At 42.8% G+C, this 19079-nt stretch carries 22 protein-coding genes and 1 tRNA gene; 9 read left to right on the top strand and 14 right to left on the bottom strand.

Annotation, left to right across the window (positions count from 1 at the left end; genetic code table 11):
* The first annotated feature begins 58 nt into the window (after positions 1 to 58).
* Positions 59 to 1636, top strand: coding sequence for a YifB family Mg chelatase-like AAA ATPase (locus JMV76_RS03600; protein ID WP_201501676.1), 1578 nt, complete (start codon positions 59 to 61; stop codon positions 1634 to 1636).
* Positions 1637 to 1681: 45 nt separating this feature from the next.
* On the opposite strand, the gene JMV76_RS03595 is transcribed toward JMV76_RS03600, so the two are convergent.
* Together JMV76_RS03595 and JMV76_RS03590 are read right to left on the bottom strand one after the other, a co-directional pair.
* Entirely contained in the window at positions 1682 to 2383 is a 702-nt protein-coding gene (locus tag JMV76_RS03595; protein WP_201501675.1) for a phosphoglycolate phosphatase, read from the bottom strand.
* 164 nt (positions 2384 to 2547) lie between these two features.
* A complete protein-coding gene (locus JMV76_RS03590) occupies positions 2548 to 3048 on the bottom strand; it encodes a DUF4385 domain-containing protein (RefSeq protein ID WP_045447616.1) in 501 nt (166 codons plus the stop codon).
* A gap of 173 nt (positions 3049 to 3221) precedes the next feature.
* Here JMV76_RS03590 and JMV76_RS03585 point away from each other — a divergent pair, with 173 nt between their 5' ends.
* On the top strand, positions 3222 to 3590 hold the full coding sequence (locus JMV76_RS03585; protein WP_201501674.1) for a hypothetical protein: 369 nt from the start codon (positions 3222 to 3224) through the stop codon (positions 3588 to 3590).
* An 87-nt stretch (positions 3591 to 3677) separates the two neighbouring features.
* Here JMV76_RS03585 and JMV76_RS03580 read toward each other — a convergent pair.
* A tRNA-Phe gene (locus tag JMV76_RS03580) sits at positions 3678 to 3753 on the bottom strand.
* A gap of 122 nt (positions 3754 to 3875) precedes the next feature.
* Positions 3876 to 4298 (bottom strand): hypothetical protein, encoded by a 423-nt coding sequence (locus JMV76_RS03575; RefSeq protein ID WP_201501673.1) that lies wholly within the window; start codon positions 4296 to 4298, stop codon positions 3876 to 3878.
* Positions 4299 to 4699: 401 nt separating this feature from the next.
* On the opposite strand from JMV76_RS03575, the gene hisB reads away from it, so the two are divergent.
* From hisB to JMV76_RS03555, 4 genes are all read left to right on the top strand, one after another.
* Positions 4700 to 5365, top strand: a complete 666-nt coding sequence (gene hisB, locus JMV76_RS03570) for an imidazoleglycerol-phosphate dehydratase HisB (protein ID WP_227690085.1) — start codon at positions 4700 to 4702, stop codon at positions 5363 to 5365.
* Positions 5365 to 6009, top strand: coding sequence for an imidazole glycerol phosphate synthase subunit HisH (gene hisH, locus JMV76_RS03565; protein ID WP_201501672.1), 645 nt, complete (start codon positions 5365 to 5367; stop codon positions 6007 to 6009). The genes hisB and hisH overlap by 1 nt, the downstream gene beginning before the upstream one ends.
* A 183-nt stretch (positions 6010 to 6192) precedes the next feature.
* The gene (locus JMV76_RS03560; RefSeq protein ID WP_193008881.1) at positions 6193 to 6567 is read left to right on the top strand and encodes a hypothetical protein; all 375 of its coding nucleotides are present in this window, start codon (positions 6193 to 6195) and stop codon (positions 6565 to 6567) included.
* 98 nt (positions 6568 to 6665) lie between these two features.
* Entirely contained in the window at positions 6666 to 7778 is a 1113-nt protein-coding gene (locus JMV76_RS03555; RefSeq protein ID WP_201501671.1) for a hypothetical protein, read from the top strand.
* A gap of 15 nt (positions 7779 to 7793) precedes the next feature.
* Here JMV76_RS03555 and JMV76_RS03550 read toward each other — a convergent pair whose 3' ends face one another.
* The 3 genes from JMV76_RS03550 to JMV76_RS03540 form a co-directional block, all read right to left on the bottom strand.
* Positions 7794 to 8216: a hypothetical protein gene (locus tag JMV76_RS03550; protein WP_201501670.1), complete on the bottom strand. Its 423-nt coding sequence runs from the start codon at positions 8214 to 8216 to the stop codon at positions 7794 to 7796.
* 109 nt (positions 8217 to 8325) lie between these two features.
* Positions 8326 to 9657 (bottom strand): valine--pyruvate transaminase, encoded by a 1332-nt coding sequence (locus JMV76_RS03545; RefSeq protein ID WP_201501669.1) that lies wholly within the window; start codon positions 9655 to 9657, stop codon positions 8326 to 8328.
* A 466-nt stretch (positions 9658 to 10123) separates the two neighbouring features.
* Positions 10124 to 10573 (bottom strand): hypothetical protein, encoded by a 450-nt coding sequence (locus JMV76_RS03540; RefSeq protein WP_227690083.1) that lies wholly within the window; start codon positions 10571 to 10573, stop codon positions 10124 to 10126.
* 170 nt (positions 10574 to 10743) lie between these two features.
* Between JMV76_RS03540 and JMV76_RS03535 the strand changes: the two genes are divergently transcribed.
* Positions 10744 to 11574 carry an IS5 family transposase gene (locus JMV76_RS03535; RefSeq protein ID WP_201501564.1) on the top strand — a complete coding sequence of 277 codons (831 nt, stop codon included), beginning with the start codon at positions 10744 to 10746 and terminating at the stop codon, positions 11572 to 11574.
* Here the strand turns inward: JMV76_RS03535 and JMV76_RS03530 are convergent.
* Together JMV76_RS03530 and JMV76_RS03525 are read right to left on the bottom strand one after the other, a co-directional pair.
* Positions 11564 to 11860: a hypothetical protein gene (locus JMV76_RS03530; RefSeq protein WP_201501667.1), complete on the bottom strand. Its 297-nt coding sequence runs from the start codon at positions 11858 to 11860 to the stop codon at positions 11564 to 11566. The two genes, JMV76_RS03535 and JMV76_RS03530, sit on opposite strands and share 11 nt — an antisense overlap.
* Positions 11857 to 12273: a Panacea domain-containing protein gene (locus JMV76_RS03525; protein WP_201501666.1), complete on the bottom strand. Its 417-nt coding sequence runs from the start codon at positions 12271 to 12273 to the stop codon at positions 11857 to 11859. The genes JMV76_RS03530 and JMV76_RS03525 overlap by 4 nt, the downstream gene beginning before the upstream one ends.
* Before the next feature lie 127 nt (positions 12274 to 12400).
* On the opposite strand from JMV76_RS03525, the gene JMV76_RS03520 reads away from it, so the two are divergent.
* Together JMV76_RS03520 and JMV76_RS03515 are read left to right on the top strand one after the other, a co-directional pair.
* The gene (locus tag JMV76_RS03520; RefSeq protein WP_227690081.1) at positions 12401 to 12706 is read left to right on the top strand and encodes an IS630 transposase-related protein; all 306 of its coding nucleotides are present in this window, start codon (positions 12401 to 12403) and stop codon (positions 12704 to 12706) included.
* 86 nt (positions 12707 to 12792) lie between these two features.
* Positions 12793 to 13239 carry a transposase gene (locus JMV76_RS03515; protein WP_265090270.1) on the top strand — a complete coding sequence of 149 codons (447 nt, stop codon included), beginning with the start codon at positions 12793 to 12795 and terminating at the stop codon, positions 13237 to 13239.
* 181 nt (positions 13240 to 13420) lie between these two features.
* Here JMV76_RS03515 and JMV76_RS03510 read toward each other — a convergent pair whose 3' ends face one another.
* The 5 genes from JMV76_RS03510 to JMV76_RS03495 all read right to left on the bottom strand — a co-directional run bounded on the left by JMV76_RS03510 (position 13421) and on the right by JMV76_RS03495 (position 18998).
* A complete protein-coding gene (locus tag JMV76_RS03510) occupies positions 13421 to 16066 on the bottom strand; it encodes an ABC transporter permease (RefSeq protein ID WP_201501665.1) in 2646 nt (881 codons plus the stop codon).
* A 19-nt stretch (positions 16067 to 16085) separates the two neighbouring features.
* Complete coding sequence (locus JMV76_RS03505) at positions 16086 to 16805, bottom strand: ABC transporter ATP-binding protein (RefSeq protein WP_201501664.1); 720 nt, start codon at positions 16803 to 16805, stop codon at positions 16086 to 16088.
* A 12-nt stretch (positions 16806 to 16817) separates the two neighbouring features.
* A complete protein-coding gene (locus JMV76_RS03500; protein WP_227690079.1) occupies positions 16818 to 17432 on the bottom strand; it encodes an arylesterase in 615 nt (204 codons plus the stop codon).
* Positions 17433 to 17477: 45 nt separating this feature from the next.
* The gene (locus tag JMV76_RS14740; RefSeq protein ID WP_227690077.1) at positions 17478 to 17642 is read right to left on the bottom strand and encodes a hypothetical protein; all 165 of its coding nucleotides are present in this window, start codon (positions 17640 to 17642) and stop codon (positions 17478 to 17480) included.
* An 87-nt stretch (positions 17643 to 17729) separates the two neighbouring features.
* Positions 17730 to 18998 (bottom strand): MFS transporter, encoded by a 1269-nt coding sequence (locus JMV76_RS03495; protein WP_227690075.1) that lies wholly within the window; start codon positions 18996 to 18998, stop codon positions 17730 to 17732.
* Between the last annotated feature and the right edge of the window lie 81 nt (positions 18999 to 19079).

Here is a 19079-nt window from a genome sequence, read left to right as displayed (position 1 = left end):
TTGCGCACTGATACATAATGCTCTATTATCAATTATTCCCTATATTAGGAAAATGCTGATGTCGTTTGCTCAAGTCTATACTCGTTCAGTCGTCGGACTGCATGCGCCCAAGGTCATTATTGAGGTGCATCTGTCACAAGGGTTGCCAGCATTGACCATTGTCGGTTTGCCTGAGGCGGCGGTACGTGAGAGTAAAGACCGTGTACGCTCTGCGATTCTGAACTCTGGCTTTCAATTTCCTAATCGTCGTCTCACTATCAATTTAGCTCCCGCTGACTTGCCTAAAGATGGCGCGCGTCTTGATTTACCGATTGCTATCGGAATCTTGGCAGCCAGTGATCAATTGGATCCAGAAGTATTATCAGGGTTTGAGTTTATCGGTGAGTTAGCGCTCAATGGGAATTTACGGCAAGTGACAGGCAGCTTAGCGGTGGCACGAGCGATCAAAGCTGAGGCGCTAGCGTCCAAAGTATTGCAGGTAGCAAATATCACTGAACAAGAGCTGATCGAGCCACGGCAAAAACCACAAACACCGCAGCTTATCGTACCGATTGATAATGGTGCTGAGGCCAGCCGTGTGGATGGCGTGACGATACTAGCCGCGCAAAGCTTAAAGACAGTTTGTGACCACTTACAGTCGTTAGCCAATCCAAGCGCAGCCTATGAATCTTTGGACGTTGTACAACCCAGTCCAGCGCAGCAGTATGTTGGCTATCAAGTGGATTTGGCTGATGTCAAAGGACAGCATCATGCGAGGCGAGCCTTAGAGATTGCCGCTGCTGGTGGTCATTCGTTGTTGTTCACAGGGCCTCCCGGTTCGGGTAAGACATTGATGGCCTCGCGGCTACCGACCATATTGCCGGATTTAAGTGATGAAGATGCATTAGAGGTTGCCAGCACTTATTCAGTGGCAGACAGCGATTACGATTATGGGACAAGACCATTTAGGCAAGTTCATCACACTATATCAGCCGTGGCTTTGGTGGGTGGTGGCTCACGACCAAAACCGGGCGAAATTACCCTTGCCAATAAAGGCGTATTATTCCTTGACGAATTGCCAGAGTTTGATCGGAGTGTGCTTGAGGTATTGCGTCAGCCATTAGAAGCCAAGCAGATCACTATTAGCCGTGCCAATTCGCAGATGACTTTTCCGGCAAATTTCCAATTGGTCGCTGCCATGAATCCATGTCCATGCGGCTATGATGGCGATACCTCAGGGCGTTGTCGCTGCCGACCTGAACAGATTAAACGTTACCAAGACAAACTATCAGGTCCATTGCTTGATCGCATTGATTTGCATATCACTGTACCTGCGCTGCCAATTGCTGACTTGCAAAATGCTCAAGCTGGCGAAACCTCCGAACAAGTGCGCGTTCGAGTTATTGCCGCACATAAACATCAGATGCAGCGGCAACAAAAGGTCAATAATGAGCTTAGCCCTAGCGAAATTGATAAATATATCCAACTAGGAGAGGGCGAACAGCAACTATTACAGCTCGCTCAGCAGCGTCTGAATTTATCGGCACGCGGTTATCATCGAGTATTGCGAGTGGCGCGTACCATTGCTGATTTGGCTGACAGTATCGATATTACAAGCGCTCATGTGTCTGAGGCGCTCAGTTATCGGAGCAAATAATGATTTCAAAGAATGGCTTAAATGAATCATTCTAATGTTCAAATTTTAGCTGTCTATCTTATAATTTTTGAAAATATATTCTACTAATGCCGCAAAATTATCAAAGGCTTCGGTAGGGTTTAGCTCACGGATATCTTGTCCGTAGTTGTAGCCATAAGACAAGCCAAGCGTATCCATATTGGCGTTTTGTCCGGCTAAGATATCGTTTCTAGAATCGCCAATCATCACAGCTTGTTCTGGAGTGACGTTCAACGCTTTACAGACATGCAGTAGCGGTGCTGGATCAGGCTTTTTAGTTGAGAGACTATCACCACCTAATACTTCACTGAATAAGTCCTGCCAGCCAAAGGATCGCAATATTTTTGGTACAAAACGAATCGGTTTATTGGTCACTAACGCCAGCGTAAATCCTGCTGCTTTTAGCTTTTTTAGTCCGCTATCGACATCTGGGTAAGCAACGGTTTTGCTACCACTGAGATTTTTGTAAGCCTCAAAAAACAGATGCTCTGCGTGATTGGCTTCCTCGACCGTCAACTCGCCTTCTAACACGTCTACCTTACCTGCTAGTGCGCGCTCTACCAGCAATCTTGAGCCGTTACCTATCCAATTACGTATGGTGCTAATCGGATAGGTTTCTTTACCAAGTGTCGTTAACATTGCGTTAGTTGCATCCGCCAAATCTGGCACACTATCAATGAGCGTGCCATCAAAATCAAAAATCAAAAGTTGCTTAATACCTACAGTCATTATTATTTGCCCATGCTATCAATTTTATACTTTTTTGGAGTATTAGCTCCAAGCCCTCATTACCTTAGCACAGCAAATCATGAATTCAATTATTTAACAGTCTGTCATTATCAATATTTCTATCTTTTCAGGCTGAGGATAATTTTCATTGATATATTTTATGCTTATTCAACCTCTTTATAACGTTCGCGATGTTCCTTTTTCATTCTTAAATAATCTTCGTTCTCACGACACTCGTCCCATTTTTGTTTAAATATGCGCGCTGACTCTGCTTTGACTGGGTCTTCGATTTGTCGTGGCAATTCTTCACGACCATGTGCGCCGCTTTGACCTTTTTTATCATCGGGCACTGGCCCTTTATATTTTTTGCCGCCTTTGTGATTGGCGTAACGACGGGCGCGGGTATAGCCCATTTGAATAAATTTGCGCGCCATGTCAGCACCCACAAAGTCATCGGCCGCCAGATAATCTAAAAACATCTGATAAATTGTCTCGCTGCTCTCAAGCGCAATATCAGGGGTCGCAAAGCGCCAGTGTGGCAGGATTTCAGACTTATACGGCTCTACCAATAATACGCCTTGCTCGCCGCGACCGACCCGATACAGCTCTGGCTGCGCGCGCAAATCTAGGTTTTTATAATCCAAATCGTAATCGAACGCTCTCATCGCTTTTCCCTATTAGTATTCGTCATCTGTCAAATTTATCATTATCAATACTATCGAGTATACTGAGCGCCGCTGTCTAAAAAACAGCACAAAAATGTTATGCAACCGTGACAGTAAGCGTTTAGCATAGCGAATAGAATCAATCATTGAGCAGGTCTGAGTAGGTTAAAGTTATGACAGTTAATAAAAACATCCTCAATATAATCAGTCTAGCTGGCTCGACTTTTACGATGTCGTTAAAAAGTATATTTGTGATATTGGTGCTGCTGCTCATCAGCGTGTTAAGCACCAATGTTGCCCATAGCGCATGGTTTGAGCGGTTGATTCCGCAAGGAGAAACTTACACGGTACGCGAGATAGATCGTGATTTGGCGTTCGTGATTGATGATTTCATTTATGATGCGCGCACGTCTTGCTTTTTAGCAGTGGGCGATAGAGTGATATTTTTTGAAGGACGCCATGGTATCGATTACCGCGCGACGGTTTATGACTTAGACTCGCGTGAACGTTGCGAGGTGTTATTAAGAAGACGTTTGTCATAAGCTATTAGACTTATTTCAGAACGGAATACAGGTATAAAAAAAGCCCCAAACATTACTGTTCGGGGCTTTTTAGAATGCTTAGACGAATGGTGGCTCGAGGCAGGTTCGAACTGCCGACACACGGATTTTCAATCCGTTGCTCTACCGACTGAGCTATCGAGCCGTCTTCGTTGAGGCGCTATTAAACTAAATATAGGCGTTGCTGTCAAGTAGTTTTTGCATAATAGAAGATAAAAGACGATAAATAATCAAATATTAGCAAAATTAACAGTTTCTGCTCTCGATTTAGTCTTTAACACGCAGTAAATCATACTCGCTCATAATACGATGGATATCCGCATCGACAGGGACAAACTCACGCACACCTTTTTTGACCTCGGCATCATAGACCAGTTTGATAAACTTAGCACCGATCGCGCGACCGCGATTTTGCTGATGCACCGTTAAATATTGCAAACGCTTGGCATCGGTTTGCCCATCATCAAAACAGCCAACAGCGGCGATAGGTTTATCATTAAACATACCGACGTATAGATACTGACCACGCTTAAAACCTTGCTCAACGATATTTAATACCTCGATACCATCAGGCTGCGCATCATCGCTATCGTACAAAGCCTGCAAGCGCTCTGCTAGCTCATTGTCACGCGCAGGTTTTTTGATAAGTGGTGCATCCAAGCTATTAATGGCGATCGCTTCTAAAGGCATAGCAGTTCCTATAAACAGAGAGTTTCTATCGTATAAAGTAGCAGTATGACACAGCACAAAGCTATAACACGGCACAAAGTCATAGAAAGTGAGCTGTAGAATATGATATCTAAAAGTCAGTGCAAGTCATGATTAATAATACTGAACACACTATTTTAGCAGAATGAGGTAATTTTGTGCGTGGTTTGCCGCTTGGTCGTGGCAGTAAATGTTAGGGTTTGCTATGATGAGGCTAGATGATATTTAGTACGTACAAACCCTAATACCTTGATATCTTTTGTATATATCATTTTCTAATACATTTTTTGCTAGCGCTGACCCAGACACTAGTAAAATATTTAGACATGTTTCGCCTTATTTATTGATCGCTTTTCACTGATAAAAACTGATAGAGAGTAGCCATGACAGCCAATGCAATGACGACTGCTGATACACCTGAGCAAAATGCACCAAAAAACCTAAATCTACATGGTCGCCCTGAACGTATTGCGACCGTTGAGCGCATTACTGCTGAGACCCAAGTGACTTGTACTGTCAATCTTGATGGTACGGGTCAAGGGGTTGTAGATACTGGCGTGCCGTTTTTGGATCATATGATTGATCAAATCAAGCGTCACGGTTTGTTTGACTTAGAGATTAAATGCAACGGTGACACCTTTATCGATGACCATCATAGCGTTGAAGACACTGGTATTACCCTTGGACAAGCATTTAACAAGGCATTGGGCAACAAAAAAGGCATTCGTCGTTATGGGCATTTTTATGCACCGCTTGATGAGGCATTAACCCGCGCTGTCGTCGATCTATCAGGACGTCCGGGTTTACACATGGACATTCCATTTACCCGTTCGCATGTCGGTAATTTCGATGTTGACCTGTTTAGTGAATTCTTTTATGGTTTTGTGAACCATTCTTGGATGACGGTGCATTTAGACAATTTAAAAGGTAAAAACAGCCATCATCAAATCGAATCTACCTTTAAAGCGTTTGCTCGTGCGTTACGTATGGCTTGTGAATATGATGAGCGTGCACTCAATACTCTGCCATCGACTAAAGAGGCGTTTTAATGGCTAAAGTAACCAAAGTAGCGCTACTAGATTATGGCATGGGTAATTTGCATTCCGCCAGTAAAGCCTTGTCAGTGGTAGGGGCAGAAGTCTCTATCACCAATGATCCTAAGGTTGTCGCTGCGGCAGATAAGATTGTCTTCCCCGGTGTCGGTGCTATGCGTGACTGTATCGCTGGCATGCATGAAGCAGGGATTGATGACGTCATACGCCATGCGGTGTTTAATAAGCCTGTCATGGCTATTTGTGTGGGCATGCAGGCATTGTTTGAGCAGTCCGCTGAAAATGGTGGTACAGACTGTTTGGGTATCTTAAACGGTAATGTAGAAGCATTTGACCCTACGTGGAAAGACGAGCAGGGCGCAACTATAAAAGTACCGCATATGGGCTGGAATACCATTAGCGGTATGGATTTTGACCATCCGCTGTGGCATGGTATTCAAAACAATGCGCATTTTTACTTTGTACATAGCTATTATTGCGAGCCTACTGATAGCTCACAAGTGGCAGCGATATGTGACTATGGTCAACCGTTTTGTGCCAGTGTCATCCAAGATAATTTATTTGCCACCCAGTTTCACCCAGAAAAAAGTCATACTGCTGGCTTGCAGTTGTTGAAAAATTTCGTTGAGTGGGATGTGTAAGTAGTTGATAACCGTGAAGTGAATATTTAATTTAGCAGAAGGTAGATTATCAATTGTATAATCTGCCTTTTTTATGCTCAGCCCTCACTTTGTAGCTGCCACTCTTTAGCTATTATAGTTTAGCCATCATGATTTAGTGATACTCTCAGTCGTTTTCTACTTGCTTATATTTGGAATACTCTAGTGGATTTTACCGCTTTTAAAATCAATGTTATTGAAGTATCTGGACTTGCCAAAGATGCCTTACATATCTATGTCGGCGTCGGCATCTACCTTTTGTGTCTGCTTGTGCTGCGTCCTATCATTAAAAACCAAAGCATCAGATCATTCATGGCTTTAGTCGTCGTGACGGGCATTGCTTTATTGGGCGAGTATTTAGATAATCGAAATACGATTGAAGCGTCAGGCATGGTGGGCTTAAGCCACGAACAGCTGGTCGCAAGCCTCCGTGATTTGATTAATACGTGCCTGCTGCCTTACGTGCTCTATGCGCTGAATAAGTGGACGAAGATATTCAGTTCATTCAATCCGTCTACTAAACTTTTAAAGCAGCGCTAATATTCCGAAGTAATTTTATTTCAGATATCAAAAAAGTAAACTTAAGTAGGATTTTATGGTGTAAAATTCATAATATAAAATATATAGCAGACCATATTATGTCTTCATTTAAAATATCTACTTACATTTTTTCTTCTATTATTCTATGTCTAACGATGTTTAGCTATCATTCAGCAGTGGCAAGTCAAAACGTCATCATTGACCTCAATAAACCCATATCGGCAGCACTTTTGGCACAGTACAATCGTGATGGTATCGAGATTGACTACGATGATACGACTGTATTGAAACACGTTTATGTGACGGCAAAAGATGGGGCAATCGCACGTCAGTTACCAAGCGGTGCTGCTCGAAAAGTGAAAAGCTATGCCTTTGGTGAGAAGTTAGACGTCATTGAAGATAGAAAGGATTGGTATGCGGTGCAAGACAGAATTCGTAGAGAATATGATGAGGACAATGACGGCGTTGTAGAGACTGATACTGTCAAATGGGAAAAGGTCTTTGTGAGAAAAGAGCAAACGGGTTCTACTATACCTGCCTCGCTAACGTCCAAAGATTTAAACATACTAGCATATCTATCCATTGGCGAAGACTATGAGACTTTTGAAAATGGCAAAGCACTTAACGATTACCTAAAAATAGAGCTAATTGATAAGGCTTTGTTTGAGAAGAAACGTCCACTTGCTGTTGATTTTTTATCAAAAGATAAAAGTATTAAAAAGAGAAATGGTGTTCTATCAATTGCAACCGCTGGCAAGGTAGTAAGGTTCACTGATAAGAATGTAGATAATGATGGGTATCAGATTTTTGAGTACGTAGGTCAGATTGCCCCGTTAAATCAGTATTTGGTCAGTGGAGGTTACTGGGAAAGCGGTGACTATAAGATGATTGATAAAAATTCGGGTGAGACGACGCAGACGTTTATAGATTATCCTCATATCTCGCCCAATAAAAGATATATCATCTCAGCCTATACCAATCCATATGAGCAATACACCGATCTAGAGCTGTATAGAATTAAGGGAACAGACATCATCCCGATTATGGGTGCAGGCTTTAGACATTGGATGCCTATGGAGGAGCCAAGAGACATATTTTGGGCAAGAGATGGCTACCTGTATCTAGCGGTTACCCATAGCCTTAATTTTTGGGAAGAAGATGGGCGCCTCAATGATAAATTCCAATATATTAGGATAAAGGTGGATTTATAATTGTTAGGCTAAATACTAGCGAGTAGCATCGTAAATACGTTCAAAGTTGTTTTCAGTAAACTCAAAACAGAAGTATCCATTATCCTCATCACGATAAGCGGAGATATCTCCCTCTATACAGAATTCGTTAGAATTTTTAGAAAAAATTAGTTTTTTATAATTAACTAAGTATCCAAAAGGATAAGCTATTTGAGTTTCTGGGTTTATAACAACTAAATAACCAAAGTTATCTTCCGGAAACACTAAAACTTTATCTTTATCAAAATTGACAGTCTTGTCAGTATTTTTATAGGATATTTGATTATATTCGTCGCAAAAGTCTTCTACACCATAGTCATAGTTGCATTCCTCATTGCCATGAATCAAAACTTTATAGTTGGCGTCATCGGAATGTACAGCGCTACAACCAGACATTAGAAGTAAGACTATAGCTGACATAAGTCTCATTTAATTATTCCTAAAATAATGTGATGGCTGTAACTGGCGTAGAGACTTTCGAATACTTTTACACTAGATCTAACTATAATTCTCAGCTCACTTGCAAATCCTACCGACCATCATATAACTCACGCACCACTTCACCAATCGCTGCAATACCATCGGTTAGCGTCTGCTCATCAGCCGCGATACTCATACGAATACATTCATGCGCATGCTGATAATCGCTAATATCGACACCAGGGAAGAAATACTGACTTGGTACGATGAGCGTGCCCTTTTCTTTTAAAATCTCGTATAGCTCAACTGTGGTAATCGGTAAGTCTTTAAACCATAGCCATAAGAAAATCGCGCCTTCAGGCTTATGAATCATCAACGGGTAATCACCCAAAGATTCTTTTAACAGATTCACGGCAAGGGTCGCCTGCTTTTGATAAAAAGGCTTAATCTCATTATCGGCTAACTGCTTGATACGATCGTTTTCTACCAATGGCGTGGCAATCGCTGCACCAAAGCGTGTCGGCGCTAGATTAACCACCGCATTCATCGCGCTGACTGCTTTTATCACTTCAGCATCGGCTACGATAATACCCGTACGCATACCGGGCAGGCCAATTTTAGACAGGCTAAAGCACAGAATCGTATTGTTATCCCACGTCAAATGCGCGTCTGAATAGATGATATTCGGGAAGGGCATACCGTAGGCATTATCGATGATAAGCGGTATGTCATAACGTTTGGCAATCTCGGCCAAATGCGCCATTTCTTCGTCGGTCAGCACGTTGCCAGTCGGGTTGGTCGGGCGTGAGCAGCAAATCGCGCCGATACGGCCTTCTTTCAGCGCTGGCAAGTTCTCTAAAGCGTCAAAATCAACACGATATTTAAAGAAGCCTTCTGCGCCGTCATGAGTCACTTCATCGATATGTGGCAATACCGCTGCGAAATGCTGACCTTCGACATGCACGTCGCTATAGCCGATATACTCAGGGGTCAATGGCAGTAGAATGGATTTGTCGATAGATTCGCTTGATTTATCTTGATTGCTTTCATCAACGAAAGCGCCGCCAAATAGATTAAACAGATAGAAAAATGCATTCTGTGAGCCATTGGTCAGGGCGATATTTTCTGAGGTTAGGTTCCAATTATAATGACGGTTAAAGAAGCCAACCAAGGCATCGATAAATGCCGCATCACCTTGTGGGTTAGAGTAGTTCGCCATGCTGATAATCGCGCTACTATTGGCCTCTCCTGCATCATTGTCATTGCCAAGCGCTTTATACGTCTCCAAAAATAGCTCATTGACGGCATCAATTTTGGCAGGGTTACCACCGCCCAGCATATTGACAGGCTGATCGCTTTTGAGCGCATCGCCCAAATCGTCCATCAATTGTGAGATGCCAGTGGGCTGGGTAAATTTTTGACCGAACTTTGAGAATTTCATAAGGCTACCATGCTGTTTGGAAGGGTATTATAAGGGGTGATTTAATCGATAAAGTTAGGCTAGTATAGCAAATGAGGGCTAGGTAATCCCCCCAATAAATAAGCAAAGTGCAGGGCGGATATGGGTTTATATGTCTATACAGCTTATGAAGTAAAAAAACGCCTGCTAAATGAATAGAAGGCGTTTGAGGTTTTGTAGCTAATCCTGCTTGGCACTTGCAGTAGGCACTATGCGACGCACAGCACTTAAGAATGGTAGCGTTCCAACTTCCGAGCGACCATTCCTTTGCAATGTACTGTAAGCGCTACAGCCTACCAAGCTACCGCTACAGTAAGGGCTAAAAAGCTTGTTTCGATAAGAGATGACGGTATATTGACAATAAAAATATAATTATTCTGTCAGAAAGAAAGTATAATTTTTTTATTAAGAATATTGGTTGAGTTTTAATTAAAAAATAAAGGTTTTACTATATATTAAAATAAATTTTCATAAAGCCTAAAATAATTACTATTAAACAAGATATAACTATAGTAATAAATATTAAATTTAACGGAACTTCTCTGCTTTTAGTTATCCAAACAATTAAATTAGCTAAGAAGTATAATAAAGTACTTAAACATAAAAAAATAACTGATATAAGAATAAAAAGTAAATGAATGCCTATTGAGTTGTTATTCATTACCAAACCAACTACATTGAGACCTCCAAATATTGTAACAATAATCGCAGTAAAAACACCTAATATAGTTACATAGTTAGCAAACATTGATCTATAAGTTTCTTCAGCTTTTTCTGCAGTGTTTTTAGCATTGTTTGCTGTTAGTTTCGCTTCAGCTACTAAATCTTGAATGCTTATAGCTAATTCATTAGTTTTTTTGACAGTTGAATTAATATAGTCTCTTTGAGCTTGAGCCAAGAGAGTATGCTCAATTAACTTATCATTTATGTGCATAAAACGTTTCACATACTTTTTTTTAGTATTATGATGTTTATCTGAACTTATATTATAATGATGCTCAATAGACCTCTTGCAAAAGTAGTTTCAAGACTCAAAGACTATAACTGAACCCTAAATATTTAAAAGATATGCCAAATATAGCCAAACTACTTGAACAGAGCGATGCAGGTTTTAAACGTTATACTGGCATCCACAAAGCCACTTTTGAGAAAATGCTAGAAGCCATGCAAGAGCATGAAGCTTCCAAGACCAAATCAGGTCGTCCAAGTGAACTTAGCTTAGAGGCGCAGATTTTACTCGCACTGACCTATTGGCGTGAATACCGAACCCTTTATCATATTGGTGTGGACTTCAACGTTCATGAGTCCTCTGCCAGTCGCATTGTCAGAAGAGTAGAAGACATCCTTATCCACTCAGGCAGATTTGATTTGCCACGAAAACTGCCACACGGTAAGCCTGAGGATATCAATTGGTCAGCAGTCATCATTGATGCCACCGAAACGCCCATTGAACGGCCAAAAAACCAAAAACAGTACTACAGTGGAAAAAAGAAACAACATACCTTAAAAGCGCAAGTCATCGTACATTGGCAAACAGGACTGATATTGGATGTGCAAACCTGCAACGGTTCAGTACATGACTTTAGTCTTTATAAACAAACTTGTCCTGATTGGCTGCCTAAAAACACCAGCTATCTAGCAGACAGCGGTTATCAAGGTATAGCCAAGCTACACGATCAGACCTTTATCCCCTTTAAGAAACCAAAAGGCGGTGAGTTGCTAGCGCTTTGCAAACAGGCCAATCAATATTTGGCAAAATGTCGTATTCTGGTTGAGCATAAAATAGGGCTGATTAAGCTATTCAAAATTGTGGCTGAACGCTACCGTAATCGACGTCAACGTTATGATTTAAGAATGAAGCTGTTCGCAGGACTGGTAAATCTTGAGCTTAATATCTGACTTTTGCAAGAGGTCTAATACAGTTTTCTATATTTTGACTGAAATTATAGATACTATCGCTGTATAGATTTCTGTCACTGTAAAATATAACATCTGTTATATCTTTATAGGGTAAGCTAAATGCTTGGTTAGATTTCAGTTCATTCTGAAAAGCAGATAATATCAGTTTAACAATTTTTTCTGCATGACTATCTAAATCTTCAGGCGCGGTCTCAGATACAAGCAAATAAGCCCTAACAATAGCTTCAATAAATTGATTGTTTCCAGAGGTAACTTTGGTGTTCATATATTAGCTGACTTTAATTCATCTTTTGAATACGTAAGCTCTATACCATTTAAAATTTGAGATTCAAAATTTTTCCAAGCCGACTCTTCATGAGTTCTTTCAACTAAATCAAAAGCTGTAGAATATTGAAATTCCTTTAATACATGCAATACTACATTTTTGAATTCGTTATCACTATCTAAAGTAGCGCAGATTTCTTCGGGATCTACAAAATTGATAGTAAAATCACCTTTACCACTATAGTTAGAATCAGACGATAAATAACTAACAGGTTCCTTTATCTTTGATTTACCAAAAAGCTTAAATTGATGGTATACAGGCTTTATAACTGGCCCATATTGCCATTTATATATAGGGTCTTCAAATAAAAGCTTACCTTTATCCTTTAGGTATTTAGCAACAACATAATACATAATCTTCTGTAATTTAAGATGAGTTAGAAAATGATCTTCGTTTCTATGGCGCCAAACAATATAGTTATAGTAGATATTTTATAAAAGTGGTACAGTAGTTTTAAAACAAGCGAAAAGTAAAAAGATTATGACTTATTCAGCAGACTTCCGTGCTCAAGTGATTAAAAGTGTCGAACAACAAGATATGAGTATCAGACAAGCTTGTGCATTTTATGACATTAGTAAGGCCACGCTACAGAATTGGCTCAAAGATCCTAGTATTAAACTCACTCGCAATAAACCACCCAGTAAAATACCTAACGAAGCTTTATTAAAAGATGTTGAACAGCATCCAGACGATTACATGTACGAGAGAGCACAGCGTTTTGGCTGTAGTAAGTCGGGCATCGAGGCCGCTTTAAAACGTCTTGGTATCAGTCAAAAAAGACCTTAGAGCATCCAAAAGCTTGCCCATTAAACAGAGCTAAATATCTAAGTAAACTGGGCGACTACATCGCTCAAGGCTATTCAATTGTATACATGGATGAGAGTGGCTTCGAGGCTGAGACCATCCGCTCTCATGGCTATGCACCTATTGGTACCCCTTGCATCGATAGCTATAACTGGCAAGGTAAAAAACGCACCAATGTTATTGGTGCCTTATATGAAAAAGCGTTATTTGCACTTGATTACTTCGAAAAGAATATCAATGGCGACATATTCTACAACTGGTGCAAAAACACGCTAATACCAAGTCTTAAAATAAAATGCGTAATCGTCATGGATAACGCCAGCTTTCATAAACGCGTTCAGAGATTACTCAACAGGCATGGTCATCGCTTGTTATTTCTACCGCCTTACAGCCCTGATTTAAACCCTATTGAAAAAAAATGGGCACAGGCTAAGTTTCTACGACAAGGGTGGATGGAGAATAATTTACCTAAGCTGTTTCATGATATGGGTTGTACCAATTTTATTCTGGATTGACTATAGCAATATCGATAGGGTTTAATCTCAAAAGCTTCATTTTAAACCTCCAATCAATTATAGATTCGTTTTTCAAGACATTTGTCTTCCGATACCATGTTACCGTAATATATGACACAGTGCATAGTCGAAAATTGTAAAAACAAGAAGTAGACGTTATTATATCCGACTATAGCTACAACTAAACCATCGCCCTTACCCTTGCCATAATCCCGCGTCCAATCACCAATCTCACGTAAATAATGGCAATGGCAAACAGTAATACGACTAACGCTGCACCACCCATAGCCAGATTTGCCCACGGCATACTAAACTGTAGATTAAACCACTGAGTAACAGCCAGCCAAGCACCACCAGTGGCTATAATCACGGCAAAGGTCGCTGCGCTAATACCAAGTACACCTAGCTCTAAGATATTGAGCATATACAAGTCACGCTTTTGCATCCCCAGTAATCGGAAGGACGCACTCTCTTTCATACGATCTTGTGAGGTAGACAGTAGCGAGCTGATCAGCACCATGACGCCAGTGAGCAGGGCAAGCAAGGTGAACACATAGACCAAGCGGCTCATTTGTACCACTAGCTCTTGGATTTGCTTCGCAATAGCAGTGCCGTCAATCGTGGTGACAGCAGGGAACTCACGTACCAGTTTGCCTTGTAGCTCTGGAATTGCATCTTCTGGTACGTGGGCGGTAGCAAACTGAATCTGCGGGGCAGCGGACAGCACAGACGGCCCAAACAAGAAGTAAAAATACGGGCTTGGGCCACGCTCATAGCGCGTTCGAATACTGGTAATCTGCCCGATGATTTCGATCCCTTGAATATTAAATCGTACCTGATCACCCATACCGACATTGAGCATACTGGCAGCGGTGTCTAAGATAGACAAAGGTTTGACTTGCTCATCTGTCGCATCGATAGGGGTGTATAGCGCGTCATCCGTGAGTGATTCAGTGATATATTCGGTCTCCATGACCGTATCTGCGTAGCTTAAGTTAAACACTCGCGTAGGATCATCGAAGCCATCCTCAGGCTCAATATCTTTTGCCGGTACGTCATTCGCCGTTTCTACACGCGCACGAATGACGGGATAATAAGTGACAGGTGTTTCAATGATCGCATCAATATCGTCATGTTGATCGCTCTGCACATCGAGCAAAAACAGATTGGGTGCGTCTTCGGGATAGGCATTGATAAACTGCGCGTTGATACTGTGATTTAGGGTGGTGATGAGCGTCAGCACCGCCACCGATAGCGATAAGGTGACAAAGAACAAAGCAGATTGGTTACCTTTACGTGCAAGGTTATGAATGGCAATGCGCTGCATCCAACTGACTTTGGTATTGCTCGCCAACTTGTTAAGTAGCCAGAGCCACCCACGCGCCAATAGCCAAAATATCGCCACAAAGCCAATCAAGCCGCCCAATAGCTGTGCACCTAATGTCAGTGAGCCCACTTCATAAGCAAAGAAGGCATATAGCCCTGCCAGCACCAAGCCATACCACAGTAGCGGCACGCGTCGATACCACGGCAAGTTTTGCGTTTGCGTACTCGCACCTTGATTGAGTAGGGTAGCGGGTTTGGTGGTGTTAAGCGCGCTCAAACCACGCTGCGCAATCAGCAACGTTAGGGCCAAGGCAATCACAATAGTCTTAATTGCACTGATTAGATTGATGGACAGCCCAACATCGGTAGGCAAGATAGCCACCAGATACGGCTGACCAATTTTAAGCAAACCTAGACTCAGTATAATCGCGGCGACACAAGCAATGGCAGTCGTGACGATAAGCAGTTGATAGTAGCTGCGCTTGAGTGAGCCAAGCGGTTCACCTAATGCCAAGCGAATGGCGTTACTAGACTGCTGCTTGGTGACAAACGCACTAATGACGCCGTACATGGCGACCGCAGAAAGTAGCAACACTGCGATGACCAATAATTTTAAAAACATCAGTACATTATCAGAGATACGCGAGACCGAAGTATCTGCGGACTCTGCGTCAGAGAGCTCGATATCAGGGTAATTGGTCAGAATATCTGTAAGCTGTTCACGCTGCGTGGTTATCAGCTTTGGGTCGCCTGCCATCTCAATACGATAGTTTATGCGGCTACGTTGACCCAACAGATTGGTCGCTGCGAGTGAGTCCTCATGCATTAAGACACGTCCACCAAACCCAAAGGTGGTCAGCGGACGATCAGGCTCTTTGGTCAATACATCACTTATTGTGAACTGCGCATCGCCAATGGTGATACGGTCACCGACATTGGCCTGTAGACTACTGAGCACTTCTGGCGCGACGATGACACTGTCAGAGGTTAGCTGCTCCCACAGCGGCTGTCCTGAGGCAAGCTCCGCTTTACCGTATAAGGGATACGACGGCGAGACCGCTTTAATGCTGGCAAGCAAGGTTTGCTCATCATTGACCAGCATGGCGCTAAACTGATAGTCATACACCGTCTGCGTATCGGGGATTGTTTCTACTTGCGTCAATACTTCACTTGGCCAGTCTTGCTTGCTGTTTAGAATTAAATCGCCACCAACGAGCGCGCGCTGATTGTCATTGATATAGCGATCAACAGACTGCTGCACAGAGTCGAGGGTTAGGTAAGTTGCAAGCGACAGGGTTAATGTCAGTAGAAACAATACCGGATATACCCAGCGCTGCCACCAACTACGGCTGAGTGCTTGAGAGCCGAGTGTTTGAAAACCTAAGGTACGGGTAAATAGTTGATTGAGAATGCCGCTAGGATAACTGGACGCTTGATGCATACTGGTATCAGTCTTTTTTGTATCAGCTGGTGGTTTATTGTCTGTGGGCTTACGATTCATTAAGATACAATCCAGTTATTCATGTAGGTACAATTCGACCATCATGCATGGTGATGACGCGATCTGCCATCTCGGCAAGTGCAGGGTCATGGGTCACGACCACCAGTGCTGAACCAACCTGTTGGCGTAAGTCCAATAGCAACTGCATGACTTGATCTGCATTTTGCTCATCGAGGTTGCCCGTTGGTTCATCAGCGAATACGATTTTTGGATGCGATACTAGCGCTCGTGCCACCGCTGTGCGCTGTTGTTCACCACCTGACAACTGATTGGGCAAGCTATGACGTCGATGACCCAAATCAACGGCGTCAATAAGCTCGTCTACTCGTGCTGGGTTTGGACGTCTGGCAATATCAAGTGGAAAGGCGATGTTCTCGGCTACTGTCAAGGTTGGCAGTAGGTGAAACGACTGAAAGACAAAGCCCATATCACGTTGACGAATCACCGCCAAAGCATCTTCGTCAAGACTACTGAGCATTTGACCTGCTAGCGACACCGTACCGCTGTCTGGATAATCTAGCGCCGCCAGTAATCCTAGTAAGGTAGATTTACCTGAGCCTGATTTGCCCATAATGACCACAAACTCGCCAGCATTGACATAGATATCTACATCTTTAATGATTGATAGGGTTTGCTCGCCGACTTGCACGGTCTTGTTTAATTGTGAGGCGGTGAGTAGGACTTCTTTTTTATAATCTGCTTGTGGCGTTGAAGCGGCAATCGAAGGTGATGATGTCATTACAGTGTCTCGTTAAGTAGTCTCATTTATCGTATTTTTTGTCGTTTCATCTTGAGCATTTTCAGTTGCGTTGTCTGCATCGGCTATTTTTAGCGCTTCTAGTTTAGGCGCTAGGATAGGCAAGATATTGTCATTAACGATAATTGCGTAGCCTTCTTTAGTCGGATGAATGGCATCGGCTTGATTGAGCGCAGGATCACCGCCCACACCATCCAAGAAGAAAGGAATCAGCGTCACGTTCATGTCTTTGGCGACGCGAGGATATATCGCTGCAAATGACTTCACATACTCAGAGCCAAGGTTGTCATAGATTTGCATGCCGCCCAAAATGACGATACTGCCATTATCCTTTAGACGTTTGACCGCGGTACGAATATTGGCTTCAACTGTCGCCACATCGATACCGCGTATGGCATCGTTAGCACCGATAGTCAAAATCGTCACATCAGGCTTAGTTTGCAACACCCAGTCTAAGCGATTGACCAATCCCGTGCTGGTTTCACCGCTCAATCCTGAATTGATAACTTTGGCATTGTCGTAACCCATTGCTTGCAGACGATCTTCTAACTGAGCAGGATAGTTGTCATCTTTATCCACCCCAAGACCTTCTGTCAGAGAGTCGCCCAATGCCAAGATCGTTAATGGCGCTTGCTGTGCAGTGGATGTTGCCGGTTACTCAGATTTTGTCGTTTGAGGTTCGGCAGTTTGAGTACTGTTTTGCATGCCGATATCGGTGCTAGGTTCAGATGGTTTTTGGCAACCACCGAGCGCCATTACGGCTGTTAAAATAGCCAATGTTGGTAAGTGTCGAGCGAAACGAATGGATAAATTCATCATGATTATTCTGTCCTATAAGCAATCAAACCAGTGTAGCAAAATAAGACAGACACCAATATTATCCTAAGGTTACTGTAGTTTTTGATATTACAGCGTTTTGCCATCGACCATCACTGGACGACTCACTACCCAAGCAATGACGACGTTGATAACCATCAAAATGAGCATAATGAATAGGGGTAAATCCCAGCTGCCAGTCGCTTCATGTAGCCAACCTGTCCCTAAGGGACCAAAAAACGCAATCAAATAACCGACGAATTGCGCCATACCAGACAGCTCACTAGATTGGTTGGTCGTATAAGTACGTAAGGAGAACAGCATCATACTCAAGGTGAAAATAGCGGAGCAGCCAATGCCCATCAGACCTGACCACAACCAAGCGAGGTCGGTAGATAAATAATTGATTCCTAAAATACCAATAACATTCAGCACCGCTGCAAACACCGCCAGCGCCTGAATAGGGCGGCCGCGATTGATCAGCCACGTCAGGCTCAAAATAGAGACTGGCGCCATAAACTGAAACACTGAAGCCATTTGTCCTGCTTGCACTGCGGATAGCCCTTTGCTGACCCAAATAGAGGGTAAGAAACTGGCAACAGTATAAAATAATAGTGATTGCAGCCCCATAAATACCGCAATTTGCCAAGCAAAAGGTGTACGCCACATGGAGATGTCAGACGCTCCAGAGGTAGGTGGCACAATGGCTTGATGACTAGACGAACCAAGCCGCAATCGCAAAAATATCCAAATAATGATCGCAAAAATACCCAATAGCGACCACCCACCTAGTGCCCATTGCCAACCCACTTGCTCAGATAATGGTAGTACAACTCCGGCGACGATGCCTGCCGTCACCGTCATCGTTAGACTAAATAGCCCTGTTATGAGTGGAATATGCTTGGGCGTAAGCTGTTTAATAACAGGGGCAGCTAAGGTGTTCGCAAAGCCGATAGCCAACGTCAACAATAACGTACCAATCAAAAACCCAGACCAAGTGGGAATAACGGTACGAATCATCATACCAATCGTTAATAACGCAATCATCGCAATGAGCGTATTCTCAAGCCCAAAACGCTTACCAATGGCTGGCGCGATCAGTGCGCCCACCGCAAAAGTCAGCATGGGCACTGCTCCTAGCCAACCAATCTGCGTCTCAGAGATATTGAGGGCATCTTGTACAACAGGGGCAATAGAGCCGAGAGCAACAATAGGCGCACGCATATTGGTGGCGAGCAAAATCATGGCACATAAAATGAGCCAAAAAGTGAAGCGTGAGGAGGGCAGCTCAAACGGTGACGGCGTATCTGAATGAGACTGTAATGGCACATCAGGTGGCAAATCAGTAGAGGTAGACATAGCAGCACGACTATTAGAATAAGAAAAAGGACACGTCATTAAACAGCGCCGAAGCATCGTCGCTTGTAAATAACACCAAAG

Source organism: Psychrobacter cibarius (assembly GCF_904845955.1).
Lineage (GTDB): Bacteria > Pseudomonadota > Gammaproteobacteria > Pseudomonadales > Moraxellaceae > Psychrobacter > Psychrobacter cibarius_B.
This window is presented reverse-complemented; position numbering and strand designations above follow the sequence as displayed.